Annotated in this window: 24 protein-coding genes; 21 read left to right on the forward strand and 3 right to left on the reverse strand. The window is 55.1% G+C overall.

Annotation, left to right across the window (positions count from 1 at the left end; genetic code table 11):
- Positions 1–344 precede the first annotated feature (344 nt).
- A complete protein-coding gene (gene queG, locus ACFX4U_RS19900) occupies positions 345–1,484 on the reverse strand; it encodes a tRNA epoxyqueuosine(34) reductase QueG (RefSeq protein ID WP_313511228.1) in 1,140 nt (379 codons plus the stop codon).
- Between queG and nnr the strand changes: the two genes are divergently transcribed.
- The 20 genes from nnr to ACFX4U_RS20000 all read left to right on the forward strand — a co-directional run bounded on the left by nnr (position 1,483) and on the right by ACFX4U_RS20000 (position 21,628).
- Complete coding sequence (gene nnr / locus ACFX4U_RS19905; protein WP_313511227.1) at positions 1,483–3,009, forward strand: bifunctional ADP-dependent NAD(P)H-hydrate dehydratase/NAD(P)H-hydrate epimerase; 1,527 nt, start codon at positions 1,483–1,485, stop codon at positions 3,007–3,009. The two genes, queG and nnr, sit on opposite strands and share 2 nt — an antisense overlap.
- Positions 3,002–3,463, forward strand: coding sequence for a tRNA (adenosine(37)-N6)-threonylcarbamoyltransferase complex ATPase subunit type 1 TsaE (gene tsaE, locus ACFX4U_RS19910; protein WP_200552111.1), 462 nt, complete (start codon positions 3,002–3,004; stop codon positions 3,461–3,463). Before nnr ends, tsaE begins: the two co-directional genes overlap by 8 nt.
- A gap of 16 nt (positions 3,464–3,479) precedes the next feature.
- Positions 3,480–4,808, forward strand: a complete 1,329-nt coding sequence (gene amiB, locus ACFX4U_RS19915; RefSeq protein ID WP_313511226.1) for an N-acetylmuramoyl-L-alanine amidase AmiB — start codon at positions 3,480–3,482, stop codon at positions 4,806–4,808.
- 11 nt (positions 4,809–4,819) lie between these two features.
- A complete protein-coding gene (mutL, locus tag ACFX4U_RS19920; RefSeq protein ID WP_349350637.1) occupies positions 4,820–6,676 on the forward strand; it encodes a DNA mismatch repair endonuclease MutL in 1,857 nt (618 codons plus the stop codon).
- Positions 6,669–7,619 (forward strand): tRNA (adenosine(37)-N6)-dimethylallyltransferase MiaA, encoded by a 951-nt coding sequence (gene miaA / locus ACFX4U_RS19925; protein WP_017459172.1) that lies wholly within the window; start codon positions 6,669–6,671, stop codon positions 7,617–7,619. Before mutL ends, miaA begins: the two co-directional genes overlap by 8 nt.
- 96 nt (positions 7,620–7,715) lie before the next feature.
- Positions 7,716–8,021 carry an RNA chaperone Hfq gene (gene hfq, locus ACFX4U_RS19930; RefSeq protein ID WP_017459171.1) on the forward strand — a complete coding sequence of 102 codons (306 nt, stop codon included), beginning with the start codon at positions 7,716–7,718 and terminating at the stop codon, positions 8,019–8,021.
- A 75-nt stretch (positions 8,022–8,096) separates the two neighbouring features.
- Positions 8,097–9,377, forward strand: a complete 1,281-nt coding sequence (gene hflX, locus ACFX4U_RS19935) for a ribosome rescue GTPase HflX (protein ID WP_249880554.1) — start codon at positions 8,097–8,099, stop codon at positions 9,375–9,377.
- 81 nt (positions 9,378–9,458) lie between these two features.
- The gene (gene hflK, locus ACFX4U_RS19940; RefSeq protein WP_249880555.1) at positions 9,459–10,718 is read left to right on the forward strand and encodes an FtsH protease activity modulator HflK; all 1,260 of its coding nucleotides are present in this window, start codon (positions 9,459–9,461) and stop codon (positions 10,716–10,718) included.
- A 2-nt stretch (positions 10,719–10,720) separates the two neighbouring features.
- Complete coding sequence (gene hflC, locus ACFX4U_RS19945; protein ID WP_313510374.1) at positions 10,721–11,725, forward strand: protease modulator HflC; 1,005 nt, start codon at positions 10,721–10,723, stop codon at positions 11,723–11,725.
- 72 nt (positions 11,726–11,797) lie between these two features.
- Positions 11,798–11,995, forward strand: coding sequence for a DUF2065 family protein (locus ACFX4U_RS19950; RefSeq protein WP_017459167.1), 198 nt, complete (start codon positions 11,798–11,800; stop codon positions 11,993–11,995).
- 102 nt (positions 11,996–12,097) lie between these two features.
- Positions 12,098–13,396: an adenylosuccinate synthase gene (gene purA, locus ACFX4U_RS19955; RefSeq protein ID WP_017459166.1), complete on the forward strand. Its 1,299-nt coding sequence runs from the start codon at positions 12,098–12,100 to the stop codon at positions 13,394–13,396.
- A 151-nt stretch (positions 13,397–13,547) separates the two neighbouring features.
- Positions 13,548–13,973: a nitric oxide-sensing transcriptional repressor NsrR gene (gene nsrR / locus ACFX4U_RS19960; protein WP_017459165.1), complete on the forward strand. Its 426-nt coding sequence runs from the start codon at positions 13,548–13,550 to the stop codon at positions 13,971–13,973.
- Positions 13,974–14,011: 38 nt separating this feature from the next.
- On the forward strand, positions 14,012–16,447 hold the full coding sequence (gene rnr, locus ACFX4U_RS19965) for a ribonuclease R (protein WP_313510369.1): 2,436 nt from the start codon (positions 14,012–14,014) through the stop codon (positions 16,445–16,447).
- Between the two features lie 325 nt (positions 16,448–16,772).
- Complete coding sequence (gene rlmB, locus ACFX4U_RS19970; RefSeq protein WP_313510367.1) at positions 16,773–17,507, forward strand: 23S rRNA (guanosine(2251)-2'-O)-methyltransferase RlmB; 735 nt, start codon at positions 16,773–16,775, stop codon at positions 17,505–17,507.
- 126 nt (positions 17,508–17,633) lie between these two features.
- On the forward strand, positions 17,634–18,035 hold the full coding sequence (locus ACFX4U_RS19975) for a DUF2170 family protein (protein ID WP_313510378.1): 402 nt from the start codon (positions 17,634–17,636) through the stop codon (positions 18,033–18,035).
- A 20-nt stretch (positions 18,036–18,055) separates the two neighbouring features.
- Positions 18,056–18,754 (forward strand): PspA/IM30 family protein, encoded by a 699-nt coding sequence (locus ACFX4U_RS19980; RefSeq protein WP_313510364.1) that lies wholly within the window; start codon positions 18,056–18,058, stop codon positions 18,752–18,754.
- Positions 18,754–19,413 carry a DUF2491 family protein gene (locus ACFX4U_RS19985; protein ID WP_313510363.1) on the forward strand — a complete coding sequence of 220 codons (660 nt, stop codon included), beginning with the start codon at positions 18,754–18,756 and terminating at the stop codon, positions 19,411–19,413. The genes ACFX4U_RS19980 and ACFX4U_RS19985 overlap by 1 nt, the downstream gene beginning before the upstream one ends.
- 14 nt (positions 19,414–19,427) lie before the next feature.
- Positions 19,428–19,826, forward strand: a complete 399-nt coding sequence (locus ACFX4U_RS19990) for a DUF350 domain-containing protein (protein ID WP_017459159.1) — start codon at positions 19,428–19,430, stop codon at positions 19,824–19,826.
- 9 nt (positions 19,827–19,835) lie between these two features.
- Complete coding sequence (locus tag ACFX4U_RS19995; protein ID WP_313510359.1) at positions 19,836–20,462, forward strand: DUF1190 domain-containing protein; 627 nt, start codon at positions 19,836–19,838, stop codon at positions 20,460–20,462.
- Between the two features lie 2 nt (positions 20,463–20,464).
- The gene (locus tag ACFX4U_RS20000) at positions 20,465–21,628 is read left to right on the forward strand and encodes a glutathionylspermidine synthase family protein (protein WP_313510356.1); all 1,164 of its coding nucleotides are present in this window, start codon (positions 20,465–20,467) and stop codon (positions 21,626–21,628) included.
- Between the two features lie 40 nt (positions 21,629–21,668).
- On the opposite strand, the gene ACFX4U_RS20005 is transcribed toward ACFX4U_RS20000, so the two are convergent.
- Positions 21,669–22,958 (reverse strand): MFS transporter, encoded by a 1,290-nt coding sequence (locus tag ACFX4U_RS20005; protein ID WP_313510354.1) that lies wholly within the window; start codon positions 22,956–22,958, stop codon positions 21,669–21,671.
- 193 nt (positions 22,959–23,151) lie between these two features.
- Between ACFX4U_RS20005 and ACFX4U_RS20010 the strand changes: the two genes are divergently transcribed.
- The gene (locus ACFX4U_RS20010; protein ID WP_313510351.1) at positions 23,152–24,771 is read left to right on the forward strand and encodes an isovaleryl-CoA dehydrogenase; all 1,620 of its coding nucleotides are present in this window, start codon (positions 23,152–23,154) and stop codon (positions 24,769–24,771) included.
- On the opposite strand, the gene ACFX4U_RS20015 is transcribed toward ACFX4U_RS20010, so the two are convergent.
- Positions 24,768–26,702 (reverse strand): Cache 3/Cache 2 fusion domain-containing protein, encoded by a 1,935-nt coding sequence (locus ACFX4U_RS20015; protein WP_313510348.1) that lies wholly within the window; start codon positions 26,700–26,702, stop codon positions 24,768–24,770. The two genes, ACFX4U_RS20010 and ACFX4U_RS20015, sit on opposite strands and share 4 nt — an antisense overlap.
- Positions 26,703–26,793 lie beyond the last annotated feature (91 nt).

Here is a 26,793-nt window from a genome sequence, read left to right on the forward strand (position 1 = left end):
CGGGAATAGCTCAGTTGGTAGAGCACGACCTTGCCAAGGTCGGGGTCGCGAGTTCGAGTCTCGTTTCCCGCTCCAAATTTTCAAATCCAATAAATTATCCACAGCGGGTTTCCTCGTTGGGGACGTTTTTTATTGTCTTCGCTAAACGTTTGTGAACAGACTTATCCACAGGCGAGCCTTTCATTCGCAACACAACGATTACTTCGATAAGCAAACGATTTTCTTTTAATTGTTTGAAAATAAATAAGAAAATAACATTTCAAACTGTTAACGCGATCGCTTGACGATTTTGTGAACGTTGAATCGTAATGTGTTTTTAATTTTATTCACAAGCTGTGGATGGCTCAGGCATCGCGTGGTAACCCTTTTTCAACCACCCGAACCAGCCGTTGTTTTTTCGACGCCTGGACTTCCACCACGCAGGCGTTACGCTTCTCAATTTGCTGCGCAATCGCCCACTGTATGTGTTCGTCGAGAAGTGGGTGCTCACCCAGACGTTGTTCCAGTGCCTGAATATTGGCAGCGTCCCACGGTGCATTTCCCAGCGCGACGGCAATATTTCGCAGCCAGCGCAGATGACCAATACGGCGTATGGCCGAACCCTCTGTGATTTTCAAAAAATACGCCTCGGTCCAGCCGAACAGTTCAATCAACGCTGGGGCATGAAGCGCTTTACGTGGGCTGAAATCCTCTTCGTCGGTCAGTTGAGAGAAACGGTTCCACGGGCAGATCAACTGACAATCGTCGCAGCCGTAAATCCGGTTACCTATCAGCGGACGAAACTCTTCAGGGATAGCGCCTTCCAGCTCAATGGTGAGGTAAGAAATGCAGCGTCGGGCATCGACCGTGTAAGGTTCGACAATCGCGCCGGTCGGGCAGATGGTCATGCAGGCCACGCAGCGACCGCAGCCTTCTTCTACCGGTTGGTCGACGGGCAGCGGTAAATCGATCAATAACTCGCCAAGGAAAAAGAACGAGCCTGCGTCGCGGCTTAAGATAAGTGAGTGCTTGCCTGTCCAGCCAAGCCCGGCTTTTTCCGCCAGCGGGCGCTCAAGAATGGGCGCAGAATCGACAAAAGGTCTAAAATTCTGCGAAGCACATTGCTGCTGGATCAGCTCGCCGAGCTTTTTTAACCGGTTGCGCAGCAGCTTATGGTAATCGCGACCCAGCGCATAGCGGCTGACATACCCGAGTGCCGGGTTTTTCAACGTGCTGGCGAAGGCCGCTTGTGCGGGAAGGTAGTTCATTCGCACGCTGATAACGCGCAGCGTGCCGGGGAGAAGCTCATGGGGGCGGGCGCGCATCATGCCGTGACGCGCCATCCACTCCATCTCGCCGTGATATTGTTTATCCAGCCATGCCTGTAGCGCAGGTTCGCTGGCGCTGAGATCGGTATCGGTAATACCGACCTGCTGAAAACCCAGTTCAGTGCCCCACTGTTTGATTTGTTGCGCTAAATGATTGAGATCGAGGGGTTCTGACATGACGGACCATACAATGAAGAAAATCGCAGCAAGTATACCACACTCTGTCTGGCCTGCTGAGGACCTCAGGCGCGCTGAAAAAGAGGCGGCGGATAGCCTTGGCATTACGCTTTATGAACTGATGCAACGCGCAGGAGAAGCGGCATTCAACATTGCGCGGGAACAGTTTCCTGATGCGCGCTGCTGGCTCGTGCTATGCGGTCACGGCAATAACGGTGGCGACGGCTATGTGGTGGCGCGCTTAGCCGCAGCGGCGGGGCTTTCCGTGACGCTGCTGGCGCTGGAAGGCAACAAACCGCTGCCGGAAGAGGCCGCGCAGGCGCGCGAGGCGTGGCTCAACGCGGGCGGCGAGATCCATGCGGCTGACGTTCTATGGCCGGAACAGGTTGATCTCATTATTGATGGGCTGCTTGGCACCGGCCTTACCAGCGCGCCGCGCGATGATGTGGCGGCGCTGATTGATCATGCCAATGCGCATCCGGCTCCTGTGCTGGCGCTGGATATTCCTTCTGGCCTGAATGCGCAAACCGGCGCGGCTGCTGGTGCGGTGATGCAGGCACGTCATACGGTAACGTTTATCGCCCTTAAACCCGGCTTACTAACGGGCAAAGCGCGTGATGTGGTTGGTCAATTACATCACCATGCGCTGGGGCTTGACGCCTGGCTTTTAGGCCAGCAGACATCTCTTTCCCGTTTTGATGCAACCCTGCTTAGCCAGTGGTTTACGCCACGGCGGCCCACTTCGCATAAAGGCGATTTCGGGCGGCTGGTGATTATCGGTGGCGATCACGGAACGGCAGGCGCGGTGCGCATGGCGGGAGAGGCCGCGTTGCGCACAGGAGCAGGCCTGGTGCGGGTACTGACGCGTAGCGAGAATATCCCGCCCATTATTACCGCGCGCCCGGAATTGATGGTGCACGAACTCACCGCCGAGTCGCTGGATGAGAGCCTTGAATGGGCGGATGTGGTGGTTATCGGCCCCGGTCTTGGGCAACAGGAGTGGGGTAAAAAGGCGCTACAGAAAGTGGAAAATTTTCGCAAACCGATGTTATGGGATGCGGATGCGCTGAACCTTCTGGCAATCAATCCCGATAAACGTCACAATCGCGTTCTGACGCCGCACCCCGGCGAAGCCGCTCGCCTGCTTAACTGTAGCGTGGCAGAAATTGAAAGCGACCGCTTACTTTCAGCCCGGCGTCTGGTAAAACGTTACGCAGGTGTTGTCGTGCTGAAAGGCGCGGGTACGGTTATCGCGAGCGACGAAGGCGAAACGGGCATTATTGATGCCGGTAACGCCGGGATGGCAAGTGGCGGAATGGGCGATGTGCTGTCGGGCATTATCGGTTCGCTACTGGGGCAAAAATTGAGCCTGTATGACGCGGCCTGCGCAGGGTGTGTCGCGCACGGCGCGGCGGCGGATCGCCTGGCGGTTCAGCACGGCCAGCGAGGTATGCTGGCAACCGATCTTTTTAGCACGCTGGTGCGTGTTGTTAACCCGGATGTAATTGAAACAGAAGATGATTAATCGAGTTATTCCTTTACCTGACGAGCAATCAACACTGGATCTCGGCAAGCGTGTGGCGCAGGCCTGCGACGGCGCGACAGTGATTTATTTATATGGCGATCTTGGTGCAGGTAAAACCACCTTTAGCCGGGGATTTCTGCAGGCTTTAGGCCATAACGGCAATGTCAAAAGTCCGACTTACACACTGGTTGAACCTTACACTCTCGATAAATTAATGGTGTATCACTTTGATTTGTACCGCCTTGCGGACCCGGAGGAGCTGGAATTTATGGGGATCCGTGATTATTTTGCCAACGATGCGATTTGCCTGGTCGAGTGGCCGCAACAAGGTGCGGGTGTACTGCCTGACCCGGATGTCGAAATCCATTTAGATTACCAGGCGCAGGGGCGTGAGGCGCGCGTTAGCGCTGTATCCTCATCTGGCGATTCGTTACTGGCACGTATGGCCGGTTAACAGGAAGGATGACGGAATGATCTGTCGCGTGAAAAGTTGGTTGGCGCTCGCGTTGTTACTGCTGTGTACGCAGGTGAGTGCGGCGAGTTTAGCGGATATTCAGGTGTCGAATGGCGATAGCCAGGCGCGTATTACTTTCAGTTTTATGGGCGATCCTGACTATTCGTTTTCGCAGCAGGGCAAGCGCAGCGTTGCGCTGGACATCAAGCAGACCGGCGTGATTCAGGGGCTGCCGCTGCAGTTCAGTGGCAATAATCTGGTGAGAAGCATTCGTGCCGGTACCGCGCAGGACAACCAGTCGATTCGGCTGGTGGTGGATCTGACGCAGAACGGCAAAACCCGCGCGGTGAAACAGCAAAGCGGAGCGGGTTACACCGTCGTCTTTACCATTGATGCTGATGTTCCGCCGCCGCCACCGCCGCCAAAAGCGGTGGTGAAACGCGCAGAACCCCCGGCGGTTATGCCGCAACAAACGGCACCGGGGCGTAATCCGTTTAAAGGTGAAAACGATCGCATCACCAGTGTCACCAGTAGTAATACCATCACGCGGCCTGCGATGCAGTCGCGCGCAGCTTCTGGCGATAAAGTGGTGATTGCCATCGACGCCGGGCACGGCGGTCAGGACCCCGGCGCGATTGGCGCAGGGGGAACGCAGGAGAAAAATGTCACTATCTCCATCGCGCGGAAACTGCGGGCGTTACTGAATGGTGACCCCATGTTCAAACCGGTGATGACCCGCGATGGCGATTACTTTATTTCGGTGATGGGCCGCTCCGACGTGGCGCGTAAGCAGAACGCAAACTTTCTGGTTTCGATTCATGCGGATGCTGCGCCTAACCGCGATGCAACCGGCGCTTCGGTATGGGTGCTGTCTAACCGCCGTGCAAACAGTGAAATGGCGGGCTGGCTGGAGCAGCATGAGAAGCAGTCCGAGCTGCTTGGCGGCGCGGGCGATGTGCTGGCAAATAGCCAGTCTGACCCGTATCTGAGCCAGGCGGTGCTGGATTTACAGTTCGGCCATTCCCAGCGTGTAGGCTATGATGTCGCCACCAGCATGCTCAGCCAGCTTCAGCGTATCGGTGCACTACATAAACGCCGCCCTGAGCACGCCAGCCTTGGTGTTCTGCGCTCGCCGGATATTCCGTCGGTGCTGGTCGAAACCGGTTTTATCAGTAACGGCAGCGAAGAGCGGCTGCTGGGAAGCGATGCCTACCAGCAGCAAATTGCCGAAGCTATTTACGGCGGGCTGCGTAACTATTTCCTCGCACATCCGTTGCAATCCTCACCGCAGAGCGGCGGGCAAACCGCCAGTGCGGGCTCATCTGCTAACGGGCTGCTCAACTAAGGATTTTTTTCATGCCGATACAGGTTCTACCGCCACAGCTTGCGAACCAGATCGCCGCGGGCGAAGTGGTTGAACGCCCTGCGTCGGTGGTGAAAGAGTTAGTGGAAAACAGCCTTGATGCTGGCGCTACGCGCATTGATATTGATATCGAACGCGGCGGCGCGAAGTTGATTCGCATCCGTGATAACGGTGTCGGTATCAAAAAAGAGGAACTGGCGCTGGCGCTGGCACGTCACGCCACCAGCAAAATCGCCTCTCTGGATGACCTGGAAGCGATCATTAGTCTCGGTTTTCGTGGTGAAGCGCTGGCGAGTATCAGCTCGGTTTCCCGCTTAACATTGACTTCCCGTACTGCCGAACAGCAAGAAGCCTGGCAGGCTTACGCCGAAGGGCGCGAGATGGCGGTGACGGTGAAACCTGCTGCGCACCCGGTGGGCACAACGCTTGAAGTGCTGGATCTGTTTTACAACACGCCGGCGCGGCGCAAATTTATGCGTACGGAAAAAACCGAGTTCGGCCATATCGATGAAGTGATCCGCCGCATCGCGCTGGCGCGTTTTGATGTCACTATCAACCTCAATCACAACGGCAAATTGGTGCGTCAGTACCGTGCCGTTGCGGAAGGAGGGCAGAAAGAGCGCCGCCTTGGCGCGATTTGCGGCACGGCATTCTTAGAGCAAGCGCTGGCCATTGAATGGCAACACGGTGACTTAGCATTGCGTGGCTGGGTGGCCGATCCCAAAACGACGTCCAGTGCTTTCGCTGAAATCCAGTATTGCTATGTGAATGGCCGCATGATGCGCGACCGGCTGATAAACCATGCCATTCGCCAGGCGTGTGAAGACAAGCTGGGTGCGGATCAGCAGCCAGCGTTTGTGCTTTATCTGGAAATCGATCCGCATCAAGTGGATGTGAATGTCCATCCGGCAAAACATGAGGTGCGCTTTCATCAGTCGCGACTGGTACATGATTTTATCTACCAGGGCGTGTTGAGTGTGCTGCAACAGCAGATGGGAACACCGTTACCACTTTCTGACGAACCCGTGCCAAGAGCGCTGCCGGAAAACCGCGTGGCGGCAGGGCGTAATCAGTTTGCCGAACCGCTGATCGCTCGCGAGCCGCCAGCACCGCGTGTTTTCACACCCTCTTCCGGTGGAGCGCGTAGCAATACCGCAGGTGCTCAGCCGTGGCCGAACGCTCAGCCGGGTTATCAGAAACAGCAGGGGGCGCTGTACCGGCAATTGCTGGAAACCCCGGTTGTCGAACGTAACAATGAAAAAGCGGAGCCTGCCGCTCCGGCACTGGATGGACACAGCCAGAGTTTTGGTCGCGTATTGACGCTTATTGCGCCGCATTTCGCGCTTCTTGAGCGTGATGGAAAACTGGCGTTACTGGCGTTGCCGGTGGCTGAACGTTGGCTGCGCCATGCGCAACTGTCGCCGGACCACGCGCCTGCTTGTGGTCAACCGCTGTTAATTCCGGTGCGTTTAAAAATCTCTGCGCAAGAGAGTGCCGTCTTGAAGCGTGCCCAGGCAGTGCTGGCGGAAATGGGCATCGAATTTGTTCCCGATGGGCAGCACGTGACCATTCGCGCAGTGCCTTTACCCTTGCGCCAACAAAATTTACAAATCTTGATTCCCGCTCTGATAGGCTACCTGGCGCAGCAGACAAGCATTGATGCGGTGAATATTGCTCACTGGCTGGCGCGCCAACTGGCGAGTGAACATCCGCAATGGAGTGTGGCGCAGGCGATAACCCTGCTTGCCGACGTTGAACGGCTTTGTCCGCATCTGGTGAAGACCCCGCCGGATGGTTTATTACAACCTGTTGATTTACAAAAGGCGATGAACGCCCTGAAAAATGAGTGAAGTAAGTAAGGCTGGCCTGCCGAAGGCAATTTTTTTGATGGGGCCAACGGCCTCCGGCAAAACCGCATTAGCCATTGAGCTTCGTAAAGTTTTGCCAGTAGAGTTGATAAGCGTAGATTCTGCCCTTATTTATCGGGGAATGGATATTGGTACCGCCAAGCCGAGCGCGGAAGAATTACAGGCTGCGCCGCACCGGTTGTTGGATATTCTCGATCCGGCGTTAGCTTATTCCGCCGCTGATTTTCGCCGCGATGCGCTGGCGGAAATGAAAGAGATAACCGATGCAGGGCGCATTCCTCTGCTGGTGGGCGGTACGATGCTTTACTTTAAGGCGCTGCTGGAAGGGTTATCGCCTCTTCCGTCAGCAGACGCGCAAGTGCGAGCAGACATTGAAAAACAGGCGGCAGAGCGTGGATGGGAAGCGTTGCATCAGCAGTTACGGGAGATCGATCCCGTTGCGGCAGCGCGGATTCATCCAAATGATCCGCAAAGGCTTTCCCGGGCACTGGAAGTTTTTTTCATTTCGGGTAAAACTTTAACGGATCTGACGCAAACGTCAGGAGACGCTCTGCCTTACCAGGTGCATCAGTTCGCCATCGCCCCGGCGAGCCGTGAACTGCTCCATCAACGAATCGAGCAGCGTTTTCATCAGATGTTGGCTTCAGGTTTTGAAGCAGAAGTGCGGGCGCTTTTTGCTCGCGGTGATTTGCATACGGATATGCCTTCCGTTCGTTGTGTGGGATACCGCCAGATGTGGTCATACATTGAAGGCGAAATTTCATACGATGAAATGGTTTATCGAGGTATTTGCGCGACGAGGCAGTTAGCCAAGCGGCAGATAACCTGGTTGCGGGGCTGGGATGGCGTTCACTGGTTAGAGAGTGAAAAGCCAGAAAAGTCTTACCGTGACGTGCTACAGGTTGTTAGTGCTATCGCAGGGTGAATGTGTACAATTAAGTCGTATGGCGCGCAAATTTTTACGCAGTTTTCAGAACTTACGGGTTCTAAGTACAAAACAAGCATATAAGGAAAAGATAGAATGGCTAAGGGGCAATCTTTACAAGATCCGTTCCTGAACGCACTGCGTCGGGAACGTGTTCCAGTTTCAATTTATTTGGTGAATGGTATTAAGCTGCAAGGGCAAATTGAGTCTTTCGATCAGTTCGTGATCCTGTTGAAAAACACGGTCAGTCAGATGGTCTATAAGCACGCGATTTCAACTGTTGTTCCATCTCGTCCGGTTTCTCATCACAGCAACAATGCCGGCGGCGGTACCAGCAGTAACTACCATCACGGTAGCAACGCGCAGGGCTCTGCACAGCAGGAAGGCGAAGAGACCGAATAAGGTTGACGGCTGATTTTCCAGATCGGGGAGCCAGTAAAGCTGTGTTCCCCGCTGGTATTTTATGAGGGTTTACGCTTGTTTGACCGTTATGACGCCGGTGAGCAGGCGGTACTGGTACACATCTATTTTTCGCAAGACAAAGATATGGAAGACCTCCAGGAGTTTGAATCTCTGGTCTCTTCCGCCGGTGTCGAAGCAATGCAGGTGATTACCGGTAGCCGTAAAGCACCGCATCCAAAATATTTTGTTGGTGAAGGTAAAGCAGTTGAAATTGCGGATGCCGTAAAGTCTGCGGGCGCTTCTGTTGTGCTCTTTGATCATGCGCTAACCCCAGCCCAGGAACGTAACCTGGAGAGACTGTGCGAATGTCGAGTTATCGATCGCACTGGTCTGATATTAGATATTTTTGCCCAGCGTGCGCGTACGCATGAGGGGAAATTGCAAGTTGAGCTGGCGCAGTTGCGCCATCTGGCGACACGCCTTGTGCGTGGCTGGACCCACCTTGAACGACAAAAGGGCGGCATTGGTTTGCGCGGTCCGGGTGAAACCCAGCTCGAAACCGACCGTCGTTTGTTGCGTAACCGCATTACTCAGATTCTCTCGCGCCTCGAAAAGGTTGAAAAGCAGCGTGAACAGGGGCGTCGTTCCCGCACGAAAGCCGATATTCCAACGGTCTCACTGGTCGGGTACACCAACGCCGGTAAATCCACGCTGTTCAATCAGATAACGGAAGCGCAGGTCTATGCGGCCGATCAGTTATTCGCCACCCTCGATCCGACCCTGCGTCGTATCGATGTCGCGGATGTCGGTGAAACGGTGCTGGCAGATACGGTAGGGTTTATTCGCCACTTGCCGCACGATTTGGTTGCTGCGTTTAAAGCAACCTTGCAGGAGACGCGCCAGGCGACATTGTTGTTGCATGTGATTGACGCCGCCGATGTGCGAGTGCAGGAAAACATTGATGCAGTGAACACCGTGCTGGAAGAGATTGAGGCGCACGAAATCTCAACGCTGCTGGTGATGAACAAAATCGATATGCTGGACGATTTCGAACCGCGTATTGATCGGGATGAAGAGAACAAACCGATCCGTGTCTGGCTCTCGGCGCAGACAGGGGTTGGCGTACCACTGTTATTCCAGGCTTTGACTGAGCGTCTTGCGGGTGAAGTGGCGCAGCACACGCTGCGATTACCGCCGCAGGAAGGGCGTCTGAGAAGTCGGTTTTACCAGCTTCAGGCAATAGAAAAAGAGTGGATGGAAGACGATGGCAGCGTAGGTATGCAGGTGCGTATGCCGATCGTCGACTGGCGTCGACTCTGTAAACAAGAACCGGCACTCGAAGAGTACGTCGTTTGACCGGCAGCCTGAAGATTTTTCCCCTTTGGGGGTGCCCGCCAAAGGCCGGGTATACACCGCAAATAAATATGGAGCACATACATGGCGTGGAATCAGCCCGGTAACAACGGACAAGACCGCGACCCGTGGGGAAGCAGCAAACCAGGCGGCAACTCTGAGGGAAATGGGAACAAAGGCGGTCGCGATCAGGGGCCACCTGATCTGGATGATATTTTCCGTAAACTGAGTAAAAAACTCGGTGGCCTGGGCGGTGGTAAAAGCACCGGCGGCGGTAATCCGGGTTCCTCAGGACCACGTGGCCAGGCGAGCGGGCGCATTGTGGGCATTGTTGCCGCAGCGGTCGTTATTATCTGGGCTGCAACTGGGTTCTACACCATTAAAGAAGCGGAACGTGGCGTTGTGACCCGTTTTGGCAAGTTCAGCCATTTGGTCGAACCGGGCCTCAACTGGAAACCGACCTTTATCGATAACGTGACTGCAGTAAACGTAGAATCCGTTCGTGAACTGGCGGCATCTGGTGTGATGTTGACGTCTGATGAAAACGTCGTGCGTGTTGAAATGAACGTGCAGTATCGCGTTACTGATCCTGAGCGCTATCTGTTTAGCGTTACCAGCGCCGACGACAGCCTGCGTCAGGCGACGGACAGCGCGCTGCGCGGCGTTATCGGTAAATACACCATGGATCGTATTCTGACCGAAGGCCGTACCGTTATTCGTAGCGATACCCAGCGCGAGCTGGAAGAGACTATTCGCCCGTATAACATGGGGATTACCCTGTTAGACGTTAACTTCCAGGCTGCTCGTCCGCCGGAAGAGGTGAAAGCCGCGTTTGATGATGCGATTGCCGCCCGTGAAAACGAGCAGCAGTACATTCGTGAAGCCGAAGCCTACACCAACGAAGTTCAGCCGCGTGCGAACGGTCAGGCGCAGCGTATCCTCGAAGAGGCGCGTGCGTACAAAACGCAAACCATCTTGGAAGCACAAGGTGAAGTGGCGCGCTTCGCTAAGATCCTGCCGGAATATAAAGCCGCGCCGGAAATTACCCGTGAGCGTCTGTATATCGAAACCATGGAAAAAGTGCTGAGCCATACCCGCAAAGTGCTGGTTAACGATAAAGGCGGCAACCTGATGGTTCTGCCGCTGGATCAGATGCTGAAAGGCGGTAACACCGCTCCTGCGGCAAAGAGTGACAACAGTGGCGCGAATAACTTGCTGCGTCTGCCGCCAGCGTCAAGCTCCAGCAGCAGCGCCAACAGCGCCCCCGCAACGTCTGCGGGAGATATCATGGACCAACGCCGCGTTAACGCGCAGCGTAACGATTACCAGCGTCAGGGGGAATAACGATGCGTAAGTCAGTTATCGCAATCATCATCATCGCGCTGGTAGTGCTCTACACCTCTATCTTTGTAGTGAAAGAAGGCGAGCGCGGTATCTCGCTGCGCTTTGGTAAAGTGCTGCGTGATGATGAAAACAAGCCGTTGGTTTATGCGCCGGGCCTGCATTTCAAACTGCCGTTTATTGAGTCGGTTAAGTTGCTTGATGCACGTATCCAGACCATGGATAACCAGGCGGATCGCTTTGTGACCAAAGAGAAAAAAGACCTGATCGTCGACTCTTATATCAAGTGGCGTATCAGCGATTTCAGCCGTTACTATCTGGCGACCGGCGGCGGTGACGTCTCCCAGGCGGAAGTGCTGCTGAAACGTAAGTTCTCTGACCGTCTGCGTTCTGAAATCGGTCGTCTGGACGTAAAAGACATCGTTACCGATTCTCGCGGTCGTTTGACGCTCGAAGTGCGCGATGCGCTGAATTCGGGTTCTGCGGGTACAGAAGACGAAGTGGCGACGCCTGCTGCCGATGACGCCATCGCGAAAGCGGCTGAGCGCGTTCAGGCTGAAACCAACGGTAAAGTGCCGGTTATCAACCCGAACAGTATGGCGGCGTTAGGTATTGAAGTGGTTGATGTGCGTATTAAGCAGATCAACCTGCCGACTGAAGTGTCGGATGCGATTTACAACCGTATGCGCGCCGAGCGTGAAGCGGTTGCCCGTCGCCACCGTTCACAGGGTCAGGAAGAAGCCGAAAAACTGCGTGCCGCAGCGGATTACGAAGTGACCAAAACGCTGGCGGAATCTGAGCGTCAGGGTCGTATTCTGCGCGGTGAGGGTGATGCTGAAGCGGCAAAACTGTTTGCTGATGCATTCAGTCAGGATCCGGACTTCTATGCCTTTATCCGTAGCCTGCGTGCCTATGAAAGCAGCTTCCAGAGCAACCAGGATGTGATGGTGCTTAGCCCGGATAGCGATTTCTTCCGTTATATGAAGACGCCGACTTCCGCGACTCGTTAAAATAACCTGCGGTTTTCATCGTAAAAACCACCGCCTTTTCCGGCGGTGGTTTTGCGTTTATAAGGATCAGCAATGAATTCGACAATCTGGCTCGCTCTGGCGTTGGTTTTGGTACTGGAAGGGCTTGGACCGATGCTTTATCCGCGCGCCTGGCGGCGTATGATCGCCTCTCTGAGCCTGTTGCCGGATCATCTTTTGCGTCGATTTGGCGGTGGGCTTGTGGTCGCGGGTGTGGTTATCTACTACATGTTGAGGAAAACGATTGGCTGAGGGAAATCAGGCGTTCTTTGGGCGTTTTTGCACAGAAAAAGTGCTGAATCTGAAAAAAAGCGGTGGTAGAATCCATTTTTAAGCAAACGGTGATTTTGAAAAATGGGTAACAACGTCGTCGTACTGGGCACCCAATGGGGTGACGAAGGTAAAGGGAAGATTGTTGATCTTCTGACTGAACGGGCTAAATATGTTGTACGCTACCAGGGCGGTCACAACGCAGGCCATACTCTCGTAATCAACGGTGAAAAAACCGTCCTCCATCTTATTCCATCAGGCATTCTTCGCGAGAACGTCACCAGCATCATCGGTAACGGCGTTGTGCTGTCTCCCGCTGCGCTGATGAAAGAGATGAAAGAACTGGAAGACCGTGGTATCCCGGTTCGCGAACGTCTGCTGCTCTCTGAAGCATGTCCGTTAATCCTTGATTATCATGTGGCGCTGGATGTGGCGCGTGAAAAAGCGCGCGGCGCGAAAGCTATCGGTACTACCGGTCGCGGTATCGGCCCGGCGTACGAAGATAAAGTTGCTCGTCGTGGTCTGCGCGTTGGCGATCTGTTCGATAAAGCGACTTTCGCCGACAAACTGAAAGAAGTGATGGAATATCACAACTTCCAGCTGGTGAACTTCTACAAAGTGGAAGCAGTGGACTACCAGAAGGTGCTGGATGATGTTATGGCGATTGCCGACATCCTGACGGCAATGGTGGTAGACGTTTCCGATCTGCTGGATCAAGCGCGTAAACGCGGCGATTTCGTGATGTTCGAAGGCGCGCAGGGTACGCTGCTGGATATCGATCACGGTACTTATCCGTACGTGACTTCCTCCAATACCACCGCTGGCGGTGTAGCAACGGGTTCCGGCCTTGGTCCGCGTTACGTGGATTACGTGCTCGGTATCATCAAAGCTTATTCAACTCGCGTTGGCGCGGGTCCGTTCCCGACCGAGCTGTTCGACGATATCGGCGAGTTCCTCTGCAAGCAGGGTAACGAATATGGTGCCACTACGGGTCGTCGTCGTCGTACCGGCTGGCTGGACGCGGTTGCTGTACGCCGCGCAGTACAGATCAACTCCCTGTCTGGCTTCTGCCTGACCAAGCTGGACGTGCTGGACGGTCTGAAAGAAGTGAAAATCTGCGTCGCTTACCGCATGCCTGATGGCCGCGAAGTCACCACCACACCGCTGGCGGCTGACAACTGGGAAGGTATCGAGCCGATTTACGAAACCATGCCGGGCTGGTCTGAATCGACCTTTGGTGTAAAAGATCGCAGTGGTCTACCGCAGGCGGCGCTGAATTACATCAAACGCATTGAAGAACTTACCGGCGTGCCGATCGACATCATCTCCACCGGTCCGGATCGTACTGAAACCATGATCCTGCGCGATCCGTTCGACGCATAATATGGTTTAAGGGCGCGTAAATCGCGCCCTTTTTCTTCGCTTTTTTCACCCTTCCGTTCAAATAAATTAGCGACCTGACAGGTGGCTGGTTTATCATCAGTAGTGTCAATACCTGCGGGTATCTCATCTTTTTCCCTTTTATGAGGTTGATGTGCAGTTAACAAGCTTTACCGATTACGGTTTGCGCGCCCTGATTTACATGGCGTCGCTACCGGCAGGACAAATGACCAACATTACTGAAGTTACAGAAACGTATGGCGTGTCCCGTAATCATATGGTCAAGATTATCAATCAGCTGAGCCGTGAAGGCTACGTCGCGGCCGTCCGTGGGAAAAACGGTGGGATCCGGCTGGGGAAACCCGCGCAGGATATTCGTATTGGTGATGTTGTCCGCTCGCTTGAGCCGCTGGCGCTGGTCAATTGCAGCAGCGAGTTTTGCCATATTACCAGTGCCTGTCGCCTGAAAAAGGCGCTTGCCAAAGCTGTGCAAAGTTTTCTTAAGGAGCTGGATAACTACACGCTGGCCGATTTGGTTGAAGAGAATCAACCGCTTTACAAATTATTGCTGGTGGAATGACGAAAATTTCCACCAGAGCTGACAACGGAGGAACCGCAATGTCACAAGATCCTTTCCTCGAACGCGAATCTGAAAAATATACCAACCCCATTCCCAGCCGCGAATTCATCCTCGATCACTTAGCCAAACGCGAAAAACCAGCCAACCGGGACGAACTGGCTATCGAACTTAATATCGAAGGTGAAGAGCAACAAGAAGCGCTGCGCCGCCGTCTGCGCGCTATGGAGCGCGACGGGCAATTAGTCTTTACCCGCCGTCAGTGCTACGCCTTACCGGAACGTCTCGATCTGCTCAAAGGCGTGGTGATTGGTCACCGCGACGGCTATGGTTTTCTGCGCGTTGAAGGCCGCAAAGACGATCTTTATCTCTCCAGCGAGCAGATGAAAATGTGTATTCACGGCGATCAGGTGCTGGCGCAACCGCTGGGCGCCGATCGCAAAGGCCGCCGCGAAGCGCGCATCGTACGCGTGCTGGTGCCGAAGACCGGGCAGATCGTTGGCCGCTACTTCACCGATGCAGGCGTCGGTTTTGTCGTGCCGGATGATAGCCGCATGAGTTTCGATATCCTGATCCCGCCTGAAGAGGTTATGGGCGCGCGCATGGGCTTTGTGGTGGTCGTTGAGCTGACGCAGCGTCCAACTCGCCGCACAAAAGCGATTGGTAAAATCGTCGAAGTGCTTGGCGACAATATGGGTACCGGCATGGCGGTCGACATGGCGCTGCGCACCCATGAAATTCCTTACCAGTGGCCGCCGGAAGTGGAAAAACAGGTCGCCGGGCTAAAAGAGCAAGTGCCGGAAGAGGCCAAAGTTGGACGCGTGGATCTGCGCGACCTGCCGCTGGTGACCATTGATGGCGAAGACGCGCGCGACTTCGACGATGCCGTTTTCTGCGAGAAAAAACGTGGCGGTGGCTGGCGCTTGTGGGTGGCGATTGCTGATGTGAGCTACTACGTGCGTCATGGCACTGCGCTTGATAACGAAGCCCGCAACCGTGGTACGTCAGTTTACTTCCCATCGCAAGTAGTGCCGATGCTGCCGGAAGTATTGTCGAACGGTCTGTGCTCGCTGAACCCGCAAGTGGATCGCCTGTGCATGGTCTGTGAAATAACCATCTCTTCAAAAGGGCGCTTAACTGGCTTTAAATTCTACGAAGCGGTGATGAGCTCCCACGCACGTCTGACCTACACCAAAGTGTGGCATATGCTGCAAGGCGATCAGGAACTGCGCGAGCAGTACGCGCCGCTGGTGAAACACATCGAAGAGCTGCATAACCTGTATAAAGTGCTCGATCAGGCGCGCGCTGAGCGCGGCGGCATCTCGTTTGAGAGCGAAGAAGCGAAGTTTATCTTCAACGCTGAGCGCCGCATTGAGCGTATTGAGCAGACTCAGCGTAACGATGCGCACAAGCTGATTGAAGAGTGCATGATCCTCGCCAACATCTCCGCAGCGCGTTTTGTGGAGAAAGCCGACGAGCCGGCGCTGTTCCGTATTCACGATAAGCCGACCAACGATGCGATCACCGCGTTCCGCTCCGTGCTTGCCGAGCTGGGTCTGGAGCTGCCGGGTGGCAATAAACCGGAGCCGCGCGATTACGCCGCGCTGCTGGAATCGATTGCCGATCGCCCGGATCACGAAATGCTGCAAACCATGCTGCTGCGCTCGATGAAACAGGCGATTTACGATCCGGAAAACCGCGGCCACTTCGGCCTTGCGCTGCAATCTTATGCGCACTTCACTTCACCGATTCGCCGCTATCCGGACTTATCACTGCACCGTGCCATTAAATATTTACTGGCGAAAGAGCAGGGGCTGAAGGGCAACAGCACTGAAACCGGCGGCTGGCACTACAGCATGGAAGAGGTGCTGCAACTGGGCCAGCACTGTTCGATGACCGAACGCCGCGCTGATGAAGCTACCCGTGATGTTTCGGACTGGCTGAAATGCGACTTTATGCAGGATCAGGTCGGCAACACCTTCCCTGGCGTTATCGCCAGCGTGACCGGCTTTGGTTTCTTCGTGCGGCTCGATGATCTGTTTATTGATGGTCTGGTGCATGTCTCTTCGCTTGATAACGACTATTACCGATTCGATCAGATCGGTCAGCGCCTGATTGGCGAATCCGGCGGGCAAACGTATCGCCTCGGCGATCGGGTGCAGGTAAAAGTTGAAGCGGTCAACATGGATGAGCGCAAAATCGACTTCTCGCTGATCTCCAGTGAGCGCAGCCCGCGTAACGTGGGTAAAACCGAGCGTGAAAAAGCGAAGAAAGGTTCGGCTGGCAAAAACGGCACTGCGAAAAAACCGCCGCGTCGCCAGATGGGCAAAAAAGTGAATTTCGAGCCAGACAGCGCCTTCCGTGGTGAAGGTGGAAAAGGCAAAGCGAAAAAAACCAAAAAACCGTCGGCGAAAACGCAGAAAATCGCCGCCGCGACCAAAGCGAAACGCGCGGCGAAAAAGAAAACCGACCAGTAATATTACGAAGCCCTTCCTTGTGAAGGGCTTTTTTCTGTCTACGTTATATCAGTTTGACCATCTTGATCGTTATTCCTCGCGACCTGTAAGTAAATTCTCCTTCTTAATCCACACAATGTAATTCGACGACTGGGCGCTTCGGTAATGGCCAGGTTTTTGTCAGGCATAATGAGGGAGCAACGTGAGCTTCCCCCTTCATCAGTACGCAAAGCAGCCCCAGGCCTGCGGAGGTACTTTCTGCGGCGCGTGTCGGTTATAATGAGCGCAAGTGATGAGTGTCACGGCCCACATAACGCGGCGAAACCGCCCCAAATGAGTACCATCAATGAGTGAAATGATTTACGGCATCCATGCGGTGCAGGCCCTGCTGGAGCGCGCCCCGGAGCGTTTTCAGGAAGTATTTATTCTGAAAGGCCGCGAGGACAAACGTCTGCTGCCGCTGATCCACGAGCTGGAAGCACAAGGCGTGGTGATCCAGGTGGCGAACCGCCAGTATCTGGATGAAAAAAGCGAAGGCGCGGTGCACCAGGGGATCATTGCACGCGTGAAACCGGGGCGTCAGTACCAGGAAAACGATCTGCCGGATCTGATAGCCAGCCTTGAGCAACCCTTCTTCTTGATCCTGGATGGCGTTACCGATCCGCACAACCTGGGTGCGTGTTTGCGTAGCGCAGACGCGGCGGGCGTGCATGCGGTGATCGTGCCGAAGGATAAATCCGCACAGCTGAATGCCACGGCGAAAAAAGTCGCCTGCGGCGCGGCAGAGAACGTACCGTTGATCCGCGTGACCAACCTGGCGCGCACCATGCGCGTGTTACAGGAAGAAAACATCTGGATTGTCGGGACGGCGGGCGAAGCGGATCACACCCTGTTCCAGAGCAAAATGACCGGGCGCATGGCGCTGGTCATGGGCGCGGAAGGTGAAGGTATGCGCCGCCTGACGCGTGAGCATTGTGATGAGCTGATCAGCATCCCGATGGCGGGCAGCGTGTCGTCGCTTAACGTCTCGGTTGCCACCGGCATCTGCCTGTTTGAAGCGGTGCGCCAGCGCGCGCTTTAAGCTTGCAACGTTCAGTAAAACCACCCTTATTCGGGTGGTTTTTTTTGCTCTGAAGACTGGTAGAATTTGCCGGCAGATATTTTCTCTTTTTACTTTTATTGCGATGGAATAATCAGGGTATAAATGATGGCATGGACTGTAGAGACACTTAGCGCGGCATTATTGCAATCATCGACGCTTACGTTAAATATCCAATCCGAAGCTGATGCGTTAATTATTAAGCTGGATGACTACGGCGATTTGCAATTAAATTTGTTGCTGACTTCCCGGCAGATAATTATTGAAACCTATATTTGTCCTTTAAGTGAAATTAAACAACAGGACGCTTTTAACGCCTTCCTGCTGCGCAATCAAAAACTTTTACCTTTATCGTCTGTTGGCATCTCGCCTGTCGGCGGCGAAGAGTATTATGTCGCCTTCGGCGCGCTGTCGCTTAACTCCTCGCTCGACGATATCCTGCTCGAAATCTCCACGCTTGCGCAAAACGCGCTGGATCTTGCTGAACTAACCGATGATTTTACCCAATAATATTGTCAGGGAGTGGTTGTATGGGAATTTTAAAAAGCCTGTTTACGCTGGGTAAATCCTTTATTGCTCAGGCGGAAGAGTCGATTGAAGAGACGCAGGGTGTGCGCATGCTGGAGCAGCATATCCGCGACGCGCGCGCTGAGCTGGATAAAGCGGGAAAATCCCGCGTCGACCTGCTGGCACGCGTTAAGTTGAGCAACGACAAACTCAACGATTTGCGCGAGCGCAAAGCCAGCCTCGAAGCCCGCGCGCTGGAAGCGATGGCGAAAAATGTGGACGCTGGTTTGCTGAATGAAGTTGCCAGTGAAATTGCCCGTCTGGAAAATACCATTGCGGCGGAAGAGCAAGTGCTGGCGAACCTTGAAACGTCGCGCGATGCCGTTGAAAAAGCGGTGACCGCCACGGCGCAACGTATTGAGCAGTTTGAGCAGCGACTGGAAGTGATTAAAGCCACCGATGCGATGCAGCGCGCGCAACAGGCTGTCACCACGTCTACCGTGGGTGCGTCCAACAATGTGGCAACGGCGGCGGAGTCACTGAAACGTCTGCAGGCGCGTCAGGCTGAACGCCAGGCCCGACTGGACGCGGCAACACAGCTTGAGAAAGTGGCGGACGGGCGCGATCTCGACGAAAAACTGGCGCAAGCCGGTATTGGCGGCAGCGATAAAACCTCGGCGCAGGATGTGCTGGCGCGTCTGCAACAGCAACAGAAACCGTGATGCTCTCTTTTCTGAAAAACCTGCTGGGGCGGCCTGATGCGGCGGCCCCGGTAAGAGGGCCGCTTGGGTTGCATCTGCACGCGGGTTTCACCCTTGATACGTTGCTGTTTCGCCTGTGCGAAGACGATTTGCTGGTTCAGCTTCCTGGCGAAGAGTACACCATTGGCGCGTGCGGGTCGTTCGATCTCGGCGCCGGATGCATGATTCATCGCTACTACACAACGGGCGATGAGTTCCTGCAAATCAGCACCTCGGGCGGTCTGGAAACGCACAACATCGATGACATCAAACTGTTTGTGTATGAAGAGAGCGCGGGGGTTTCCGGCGAAAAAGCCTGGCGCGATATGCTAAGTGCAAACGCGATGGGTAAACCGGCGTTACGCTGGCGAGATTGTCAGTGGCAGCGCGTGTTTAACGCTGAAGAGCGGGGCGATATTGAACCGGTCTATACGCTGGAAACCGTCAACAACCACGCTGGCGCAAGCTGGGAAGTACACAACTTTATGATGGCGTACCAGCGCGAAGTCACCGCTGACGTGTTCGAATATTTGCTATTAAACGGCGAAGAGACCTTTAATGCGCAAAACCAGCCGGAGTGGATCTACTCGCGCGCGCTGGGAGTAGATATTGCGCTGACATCATTAAAGGTCATTGGTTAATTATGGGAGTAGACATGCATATTCTCGGATCGCTACTGGCGTTTTGCTCTTATTTTTTTATTGGCATTGCAATGGTGCTCTGTTTTCTTTTCGTTTATACGCGCATTACCCCGCACGATGAATGGCGATTAATTAAAGAGAATAACCTCGCCGCATCGTTAGCATTTAGTGGTTCGCTGCTGGGCTATATTATTCCTCTCTCCAGCGCGGCCATTAATTCAGTGAGTATTCCGGATTATTTAATCTGGGGCGTTATTGCGCTGGTGGTGCAGTTACTTGTTTACGGCGGTGTGCGTCTGTATATGCCGAAACTGAGTGACAAAATAATTAACAGCAATACTGCCGCCGGGCTATTTATGGGGGCAGCGGCACTGGCTGGCGGGATTTTTAATGCCGCCTGCATGACGTGGTAATGGAACATCATGGCCAGAAAGCGATCAAATCGGCAAAAAAATCCTATCCTTTCGCCTGCGCAGAACCGCGCCCGGCGGCCCATTTTCACCCAGCCGAAAGAGCGTAAAAGCGGGCAATACCTGACGCTGGCGATTATGGGCGGTGCGGCCTTTTTTGCTTTAAAAGGCTGTAACGATCATAAAGACGATAACGACGGTGACGGAGTTTATTACACCTCGCAGCAGGATTGCGTTGACGACGGCAACACCGCGCAGGTATGTAACGATGCGTGGAACAATGCGCGCATGAACTTTGAGCAAGAGATCCCGCGCAATATGTCGCAGCCGTATTGCGTGCAGCAATACGATAATTGCTACTACGACAATATTGGCCAGCGCTGGATGCCGGTGCTCAGCGGTTTTCTGCTCAGCAAAGCCTTGCGTAAAGACCGGGATGAGCAATACAGCTACAGCAGCGGCGGCAGTTCTTACGCTTCCCGCCCGGTGTGGCGCAACCGCGACGGAGATTACAGCTGGCGCTCCGGCGGAAGTAGCAGCGCGAGCAGCCATTACGGTTACACCACCAAAAAGGCGACCACCTCATCACGTGGCGGTTTTGGGCGCTCGTCGAGCGCGCGCGGAAGCTGGGGAGGCTAACGATGCTGCGTCATGATGTTGCTGTGCGCCCGGACCTTGAGCGGATCGCCCGCGACCACGGTTTTGACTTCCATATCATTGATAACGAAGTTTACTGGGATGAGAGTCGCGCTTACCGCTTTACGCTGCGCCAGATTGAAGAGCAGATTGAAAAGCCGACTGCTGAACTGCATCAAATGTGCCTTGAGGTAGTGGATCGCGCCGTCGCGGACGAGGCGATCCTTCGCCAGCTGGCGATCCCGCCGTTGTACTGGGACGCGATTGCCGAAAGCTGGCGCAACCGCGATCCATCGCTCTACGGGCGGATGGATTTCGTCTGGTGCGGCAAAGATCCGGTGAAGTTGCTCGAATACAACGCCGATACGCCGACCTCGCTGTACGAATCGGCCTATTTCCAGTGGTTGTGGATGGAGGATGCGCGGCGTAACGGTACGCTCCCGCGCGACGCCGATCAGTACAACGCCATTCAGGACAAGTTGATTGCCCGTTTCGCCGAGATCCAGAGCCGCCACCCGCTCTACTTTTGCTGCTGCAAAGGAACCGAGGAAGATCGCGGCACGGTGCTCTATCTTGAGGATTGCGCCCGCCAGGCCGGACTCGATACGCGGTTTATTTATATTGAAGATGTTGGGCTGGGGTTGGGCGGCGTGTTGACGGATCTGGATGATAACGTTATTCGCCAGGCATTTAAGCTCTATCCACTTGAATGGATGATGCGCGACGAAAACGGCCCGTTGTTGTGTAAATGCCGCGAGCAGTGGCTGGAACCGTTGTGGAAAAGCGTGCTCAGCAATAAGGGGCTACTGCCGCTGCTGTGGCGTTTCTTCCCCAATCATCCGAACCTGCTGCCTGCCTGGTTTGACGGAGAAAAACCGCAAATCGCGGCGGGCGCCAGCTACGTGCGCAAGCCGCTGTTTTCCCGCGAAGGCGGCAATGTCACCCTTTTCGACGGGGCGCATAACGTGATTGACCATGAAGAGGGCGACTACGGTGAAGAACCGATGATCTACCAGGCTTTTCAGCCGCTGCCGCGCTTTGGCGACAGCTACACGCTGATTGGCAGTTGGGTAGTAGACGATGAAGCCGTTGGCATGGGCATCCGCGAAGATTGCACGCTGATTACCAAAGATACCTCGCGGTTTGTGCCGCATTATATCGCCGGGTAATTCACCGCCCGGCAAGCGCAACGCGGCCTGGCAAAGAACGTCACTCCTCAAGCGAGCGCAAATGGTCATCTTTTTTGAGCGTCATCAGCGCCACAATGCTGACCAGTGCCGTTGCCATCACATAATAGGCCGGGATGTCGACATTGCCTGTCTCTTTGATAAGACCGGTGATGATTAATCCCGCGCAGCCGGAAAACAGCGCGTTCGACAGCGAATACGCCAGCCCCAGCCCGGTATACCGCACGCGGGTTGGAAACATCTCTGCAAGCATCGCCGGGCCAGGTCCTGCCAGCATACCGACCAGACCGCCTGCCACCAGCACCACCACGGCTTTTATCGCCAGCGTGCTCGATTCCGCCTGCAGGATTTTCAGCAGCGGCAATGCCAGAATCAGCAGCAGCGCGGTGGCAATCACCATCACCGTACGACGCCCGATGCGATCGCTCAGGATACCGGAGGGAATGATCGTCAACGCAAAGCCAATATTGGATATCACCGCAATCAGTAGCGCCTGATTAAAGCCGGTATGCAGCGCCGACTGTAAATACGCTGGCATGATCACAAGGTAGGTATAACCGGCGGCAGACCACACCATCACCCGGCCAATCCCCATGATAATGGCTTTGAACGTGTCGCTCAGCCGGGCGCGTTCGGTAGCCGGTTGCGCCTGCTGTTGCACAAAACTTGGCGTCTCCTCCATGCTCACCCGCAACCACAGCGCGACAAAGCCCATCGGCAGCGCAAGGAAGAAGGGGATGCGCCAGCCCCAGTCATGCAACGCTTCTGGCGTCAGTAACACGGAAAGCAGCGCCACAATACCGGCTCCCGCCAGCAGCCCCAGCGCCACGGTAAAAGATTGCCATGCGCCATACAGCCCGCGCTTGCCGCGCGGCGCGAACTCCGTCATTAGCGATACTGCGCCACCGTATTCGCCCCCGGCAAACAGCCCCTGCAAAATGCGCAAGCCGGTAATGATGAGCGGCGCGGCGACGCCAATGCTGGCATACACCGGTACCAGACCAATTGCGGCGGTCGCGAGCGTCATCATCACCAGCACGATAATCAGCGTCGGCTTGCGGCCAATCCGGTCACCGATACGCCCGAACACCATTGCGCCCAGGGGGCGAAAGAAAAAGGCGACGGCAAAGGAGGCGTAAGTCAGGATCAGGCTGGTGAGCCCGGTTTCGCCCGCGAGCTGAAAGAAATTTTTCGCAATCACGGTGGCGAGAAAGCCGTAAACCGCGAATTCGTACCACTCGATAAAGTTACCGATCGAGCCGGCAATTAACGCGCGCTTGTGCGCATTCGGTGCGTGTTGGAAAGCTGGCATCAGGATTCTCTTTGGCAAGGTGAGAATAAATTATTCATCATTAATCGCATTCATGAAATATATTATTCTTATATTGTGTGAGCCGTTTCACGAATGATTACTGCCAAATCGCGGCCTTGTGAGCCTACTCCCATGCAGCGTTAGCGCGGGCTGTCCATACTTACCTTCATTGCCATTGAAGGAGGGAGACACGATGCACTGGCAGACACATACCGTTTTTAACCAACCCATTCCGTTAAAAAACAGCAACCTTTTTCTTTCCGATCGCCCGTTGTGTGAGGCGGTGATACGCGAAGGCGCGGCGTGGGACGCCGAGCTGCTCGCCAGCATCGGCCAACAATTGGGCGCGGCGGAATCACTGGAGCTGGGAAGATTAGCCAACGCCAATCCCCCGGAGCTGCTGCGTTATGACACCACCGGCGAGCGGCTGGATGATGTGCGTTTTCACCCGGCGTGGCATCTGTTGATGCAGGGGCTGTGCGCCAATCGGGTGCATAACCTGGCCTGGGAAGAGGAGGCGCGCGTCGGTTCTTTTGTTGCGCGTGCGGCGCGGTTTGTGCTGCACGCGCAGGTTGAATCCGGCACGTTATGCCCCATCACCATGACCTTCGCCGCAACGCCACTGTTGCAACAGGCATTGCCGATGTCTTTTCACGACTGGTTAAAACCGCTGTTGAGCGACCGTTACGATCCTCATTTAGCGCCAGGCAACCAGAAACGCGGTCTGCTGATTGGTATGGGAATGACCGAAAAACAGGGTGGAACGGATGTACTGAGCAACACCACCCGAGCGGAAAAAAGCGGCGATGAATACCGGCTGGTGGGACACAAATGGTTCTTTTCCGTGCCGCAAAGCGATGCGCATCTGGTGCTGGCGCAGGCTAAAGGCGGGCTCTCCTGCTTTTTTGTGCCGCGCTTTTTGCCTGACGGCCAGCGTAACGGCGTGCGGCTTGAGCGTCTGAAAGAGAAACTCGGCAACCGTTCCAATGCCAGTAGCGAAGCGGAGTTTTGCGATGCCAGCGGCTGGCTGCTTGGCGAAGAGGGCGACGGCGTGCGGCAGATCCTCAAAATGGGCGGGCTGACGCGCTTTGATTGCGCGCTGGGAAGCCATGGGCTGATGCGCCGCGCCTTTTCGGTGGCGCTCTATCACGCACACCGGCGGCAGGCATTTGGCAAAAACCTGGTCGATCAGCCGCTGATGCGCCACGTTCTGAGCCGGATGGCGCTGGAACTGGAGGGGCAAACCGCCATGCTGTTTCGCCTTGCCCGCGCATGGGACAGCCGCCGCAATGAGCAAGACGCGCTCTTTGCGCGCCTGTTTACCCCGGTGGCGAAATTTGCGGTCTGTAAGGGCGGGATCCCGTTTGTCGGTGAAGCGATGGAAGTGCTTGGCGGTATCGGTTATTGCGAGGAGAGCGAATTACCGCGCTTGTACCGCGAAATGCCGGTCAATAGCATCTGGGAAGGTTCCGGCAACGTCATGTGCCTGGACGTGCTGCGCGTGCTGGGTAAACAGCCGGGGATAGTTGATTTGCTCAGTGACGATTTTGCGGCGGTGAAAGGGCAAGATCGCCATTTTGATCGCGCATGGCGACAGCTACAACAGCGGCTACGCAGACCGGATGAAGCGCAGGGAAGGGAGATAACGCAACTGCTTTGGCGGCTGGGGACAGGAGCGCAAATGCTGCGCCACGCATCGCCGCCGATCGCACAGGCGTGGTGCCAGATGATGCTGGATACCCGTGGCACGTCGCCAATTGACGAGCAGGTGCAAAATGACCTGCTGCTACGCGCCACGGGGGCAGCAAATTAATCCATCTTCAGGCGGAACAGGCTTACCAGCTCGCTCAGGTGAGCCCCTTTTTCCCGCAGCGTACGGGCAGTTTCCTCACTTTGCGAAACGCGCCCGGCGTTGACGTGCGTGGCATCGCCAATGTGCGTCATCGCCAGGTTAACCTGGTTGATGCCCGCTGATTGCTCGTGGGAGGCATGATTAATTTCATGCACCAGTTGGTTGATCTGATCCATGTGGTTGATGATCGATTGCATGGCAACGCGCGTGGCCTCTGACTGGGAATGTCCTTCACCCACTTTCTTCAGCGTGTCGCCAATCAGCGCTTCAATCTCTTTCACCGCGTTGGCGCTGCGCGCCGCCAGGGCGCGAACTTCCTGGGCAACCACGGCAAACCCTTTCCCGTGTTCGCCCGCGCGCGCGGCTTCTACCGCGGCGTTCAGCGCCAGGATATTAGTCTGGAAAGCGATGGATTCAATCACGTGGGTAATGTCGGCAATGCGCTGTGATGAAGCGCGAATGTCTTCCATTGTCGCCACGGAGTGATCGACGGTTTTCCCGCCTTTTTGCACCGCGTCGGTGGTTTCATTCACCAGGCTTTGCGTTTGTTCCATGTTGGCGGCATTTTGCTGCACGGTGGCGGCAAGCTGCTCCATGCTGGCGGAGGTTTCCTCCACGCTGCTGGCCTGCTTGTTAATCTGCTCGCTGATCTCACCGCTGTCGGCGGCCAGCGCGTTGGTACCGAGGTTAATTTCGGCGGCGGATTCGCGCACCTGCAACACAATCTTGTGCAGCCCGTCGCCAATGCCATTAATGGCTTCGATCAACTGACCGACTTCATCATGACGATCCACCACCAGAGTGGCGCGCAGATCGCCTGCCGAGTACTGCTGCGCGAGTTCGATAACGTTACGCAATGGGCGGCTGAGCCAGCGGCGAATGATGACGACAAACAGCGCGGCGAACAGCAGGGAAACCACCACGCCAGCCAGCAGGAACTGGTTACGCATGGTGGTGACATCGCGCAGCAGTACGGCTTTGTCGACTTCGCCCACTACTGTCCAGTTCCAGCCGGGCAGTGCGGTGTAAGACATCAGCAGTTCGCGGCCGTCTGCGCTCTGGCGCGCCAGCGTACCGCTGGCGTTTGTCAGCAAGGTTTGCAGATCTTTTTCATCCCACTGCGGGCGTTTGCCTTCGTCGGTATCGTGGAACAGATAGTTGCCGTAATTCTTGCCCTGGTTGCGATCAAGCACGAAGAAATGACCGCTTTCACCCAGCTTACGACCGAGGATCTTATTGCGCATCACCTCCCACGAACGGGAGATATCGACGCCAACAAACAGAATGGCAATGGTGTTGCCGCTGGCATCTTTTACCGGTTGGTATTGGGTGATGTAGCGTTTGCCAAACAGCTGTGCCAACCCGCGATAGACTTCACCTTTCATTACCAGCGCAAAAGCCGGGCTGGCTTTATCCAGCTTAGTACCGATGGCGCGATCGCCATTCTCTTTGCGCAGCGATGTTGCGACACGCACAAAGTCGTCACCGCTGCGCACGAATAGCGTCGCGATAGCGCTGGTTCGGTTGAGGAAATCGTCCGGGATAGCATTGTTGTTATGCAGTTCAGTATCGCCGCCTTTGAAGAGCGGCACATCGATACCGTTAATCTCGCGGCGTTGTTGTGGATCAACCGCGAGCGGCTGCGGTAGAAAACTGCTGAACAAGCGTGTGTAGCTCTCCACCTCATCACTGAGACTACTGTTGAACATTTCCACCATATCCACCACCCCGGTGGACTGGCTGTGCAGGTCTTCCATGGCCAGCGTTTCCAGCTGTTGGCTGGCTTTATTGCTCATCAGAAAAGTGAATAAGAGGAAAAGCGTTGCAACGCTTGCGCCAGTCAGAAGTGACAATTTTGCACCCAGGCCGGTGCGACGAAAAAAGGCGCTCATAATTTGTCCGTTGTTCTGTGTATGAGGCTCCTTCAACGGCACAATTGCGATAACATTTAGTTTGTCAATGTAACAAAGTGTTACATCGATG

Origin of the sequence: Kosakonia sp. YIM B13588, from assembly GCF_042788165.1 — a bacterium.
GTDB classification, from domain to species: domain Bacteria; phylum Pseudomonadota; class Gammaproteobacteria; order Enterobacterales; family Enterobacteriaceae; genus Kosakonia; species Kosakonia sacchari.

What these genes read in the sequence shown, in the direction of transcription:
- mutL (WP_349350637.1), top strand. Translation starts at nt 4,820, where the DNA reads ATGCCGATACAGGTTCTACCGCCACAGCTTGCGAACCAGATCGCCGCG.
- ACFX4U_RS19985 (WP_313510363.1), top strand. Translation starts at nt 18,754, where the DNA reads ATGCTCTCTTTTCTGAAAAACCTGCTGGGGCGGCCTGATGCGGCGGCC.
- queG (WP_313511228.1), bottom strand. Translation starts at nt 1,484, where the DNA reads ATGTCAGAACCCCTCGATCTCAATCATTTAGCGCAACAAATCAAACAG.
- ACFX4U_RS19975 (WP_313510378.1), top strand. Translation starts at nt 17,634, where the DNA reads ATGGCATGGACTGTAGAGACACTTAGCGCGGCATTATTGCAATCATCG.
- miaA (WP_017459172.1), top strand. Translation starts at nt 6,669, where the DNA reads ATGAGTGAAGTAAGTAAGGCTGGCCTGCCGAAGGCAATTTTTTTGATG.
- tsaE (WP_200552111.1), top strand. Translation starts at nt 3,002, where the DNA reads ATGATTAATCGAGTTATTCCTTTACCTGACGAGCAATCAACACTGGAT.
- hflC (WP_313510374.1), top strand. Translation starts at nt 10,721, where the DNA reads ATGCGTAAGTCAGTTATCGCAATCATCATCATCGCGCTGGTAGTGCTC.
- hfq (WP_017459171.1), top strand. Translation starts at nt 7,716, where the DNA reads ATGGCTAAGGGGCAATCTTTACAAGATCCGTTCCTGAACGCACTGCGT.
- ACFX4U_RS20005 (WP_313510354.1), bottom strand. Translation starts at nt 22,958, where the DNA reads ATGCCAGCTTTCCAACACGCACCGAATGCGCACAAGCGCGCGTTAATT.
- ACFX4U_RS19995 (WP_313510359.1), top strand. Translation starts at nt 19,836, where the DNA reads ATGGCCAGAAAGCGATCAAATCGGCAAAAAAATCCTATCCTTTCGCCT.
- ACFX4U_RS19990 (WP_017459159.1), top strand. Translation starts at nt 19,428, where the DNA reads ATGCATATTCTCGGATCGCTACTGGCGTTTTGCTCTTATTTTTTTATT.
- amiB (WP_313511226.1), top strand. Translation starts at nt 3,480, where the DNA reads ATGATCTGTCGCGTGAAAAGTTGGTTGGCGCTCGCGTTGTTACTGCTG.
- hflK (WP_249880555.1), top strand. Translation starts at nt 9,459, where the DNA reads ATGGCGTGGAATCAGCCCGGTAACAACGGACAAGACCGCGACCCGTGG.
- ACFX4U_RS19980 (WP_313510364.1), top strand. Translation starts at nt 18,056, where the DNA reads ATGGGAATTTTAAAAAGCCTGTTTACGCTGGGTAAATCCTTTATTGCT.
- ACFX4U_RS20015 (WP_313510348.1), bottom strand. Translation starts at nt 26,702, where the DNA reads ATGAGCGCCTTTTTTCGTCGCACCGGCCTGGGTGCAAAATTGTCACTT.
- purA (WP_017459166.1), top strand. Translation starts at nt 12,098, where the DNA reads ATGGGTAACAACGTCGTCGTACTGGGCACCCAATGGGGTGACGAAGGT.
- rlmB (WP_313510367.1), top strand. Translation starts at nt 16,773, where the DNA reads ATGAGTGAAATGATTTACGGCATCCATGCGGTGCAGGCCCTGCTGGAG.
- nnr (WP_313511227.1), top strand. Translation starts at nt 1,483, where the DNA reads ATGACGGACCATACAATGAAGAAAATCGCAGCAAGTATACCACACTCT.
- ACFX4U_RS20010 (WP_313510351.1), top strand. Translation starts at nt 23,152, where the DNA reads ATGCACTGGCAGACACATACCGTTTTTAACCAACCCATTCCGTTAAAA.
- rnr (WP_313510369.1), top strand. Translation starts at nt 14,012, where the DNA reads ATGTCACAAGATCCTTTCCTCGAACGCGAATCTGAAAAATATACCAAC.
- ACFX4U_RS20000 (WP_313510356.1), top strand. Translation starts at nt 20,465, where the DNA reads ATGCTGCGTCATGATGTTGCTGTGCGCCCGGACCTTGAGCGGATCGCC.
- ACFX4U_RS19950 (WP_017459167.1), top strand. Translation starts at nt 11,798, where the DNA reads ATGAATTCGACAATCTGGCTCGCTCTGGCGTTGGTTTTGGTACTGGAA.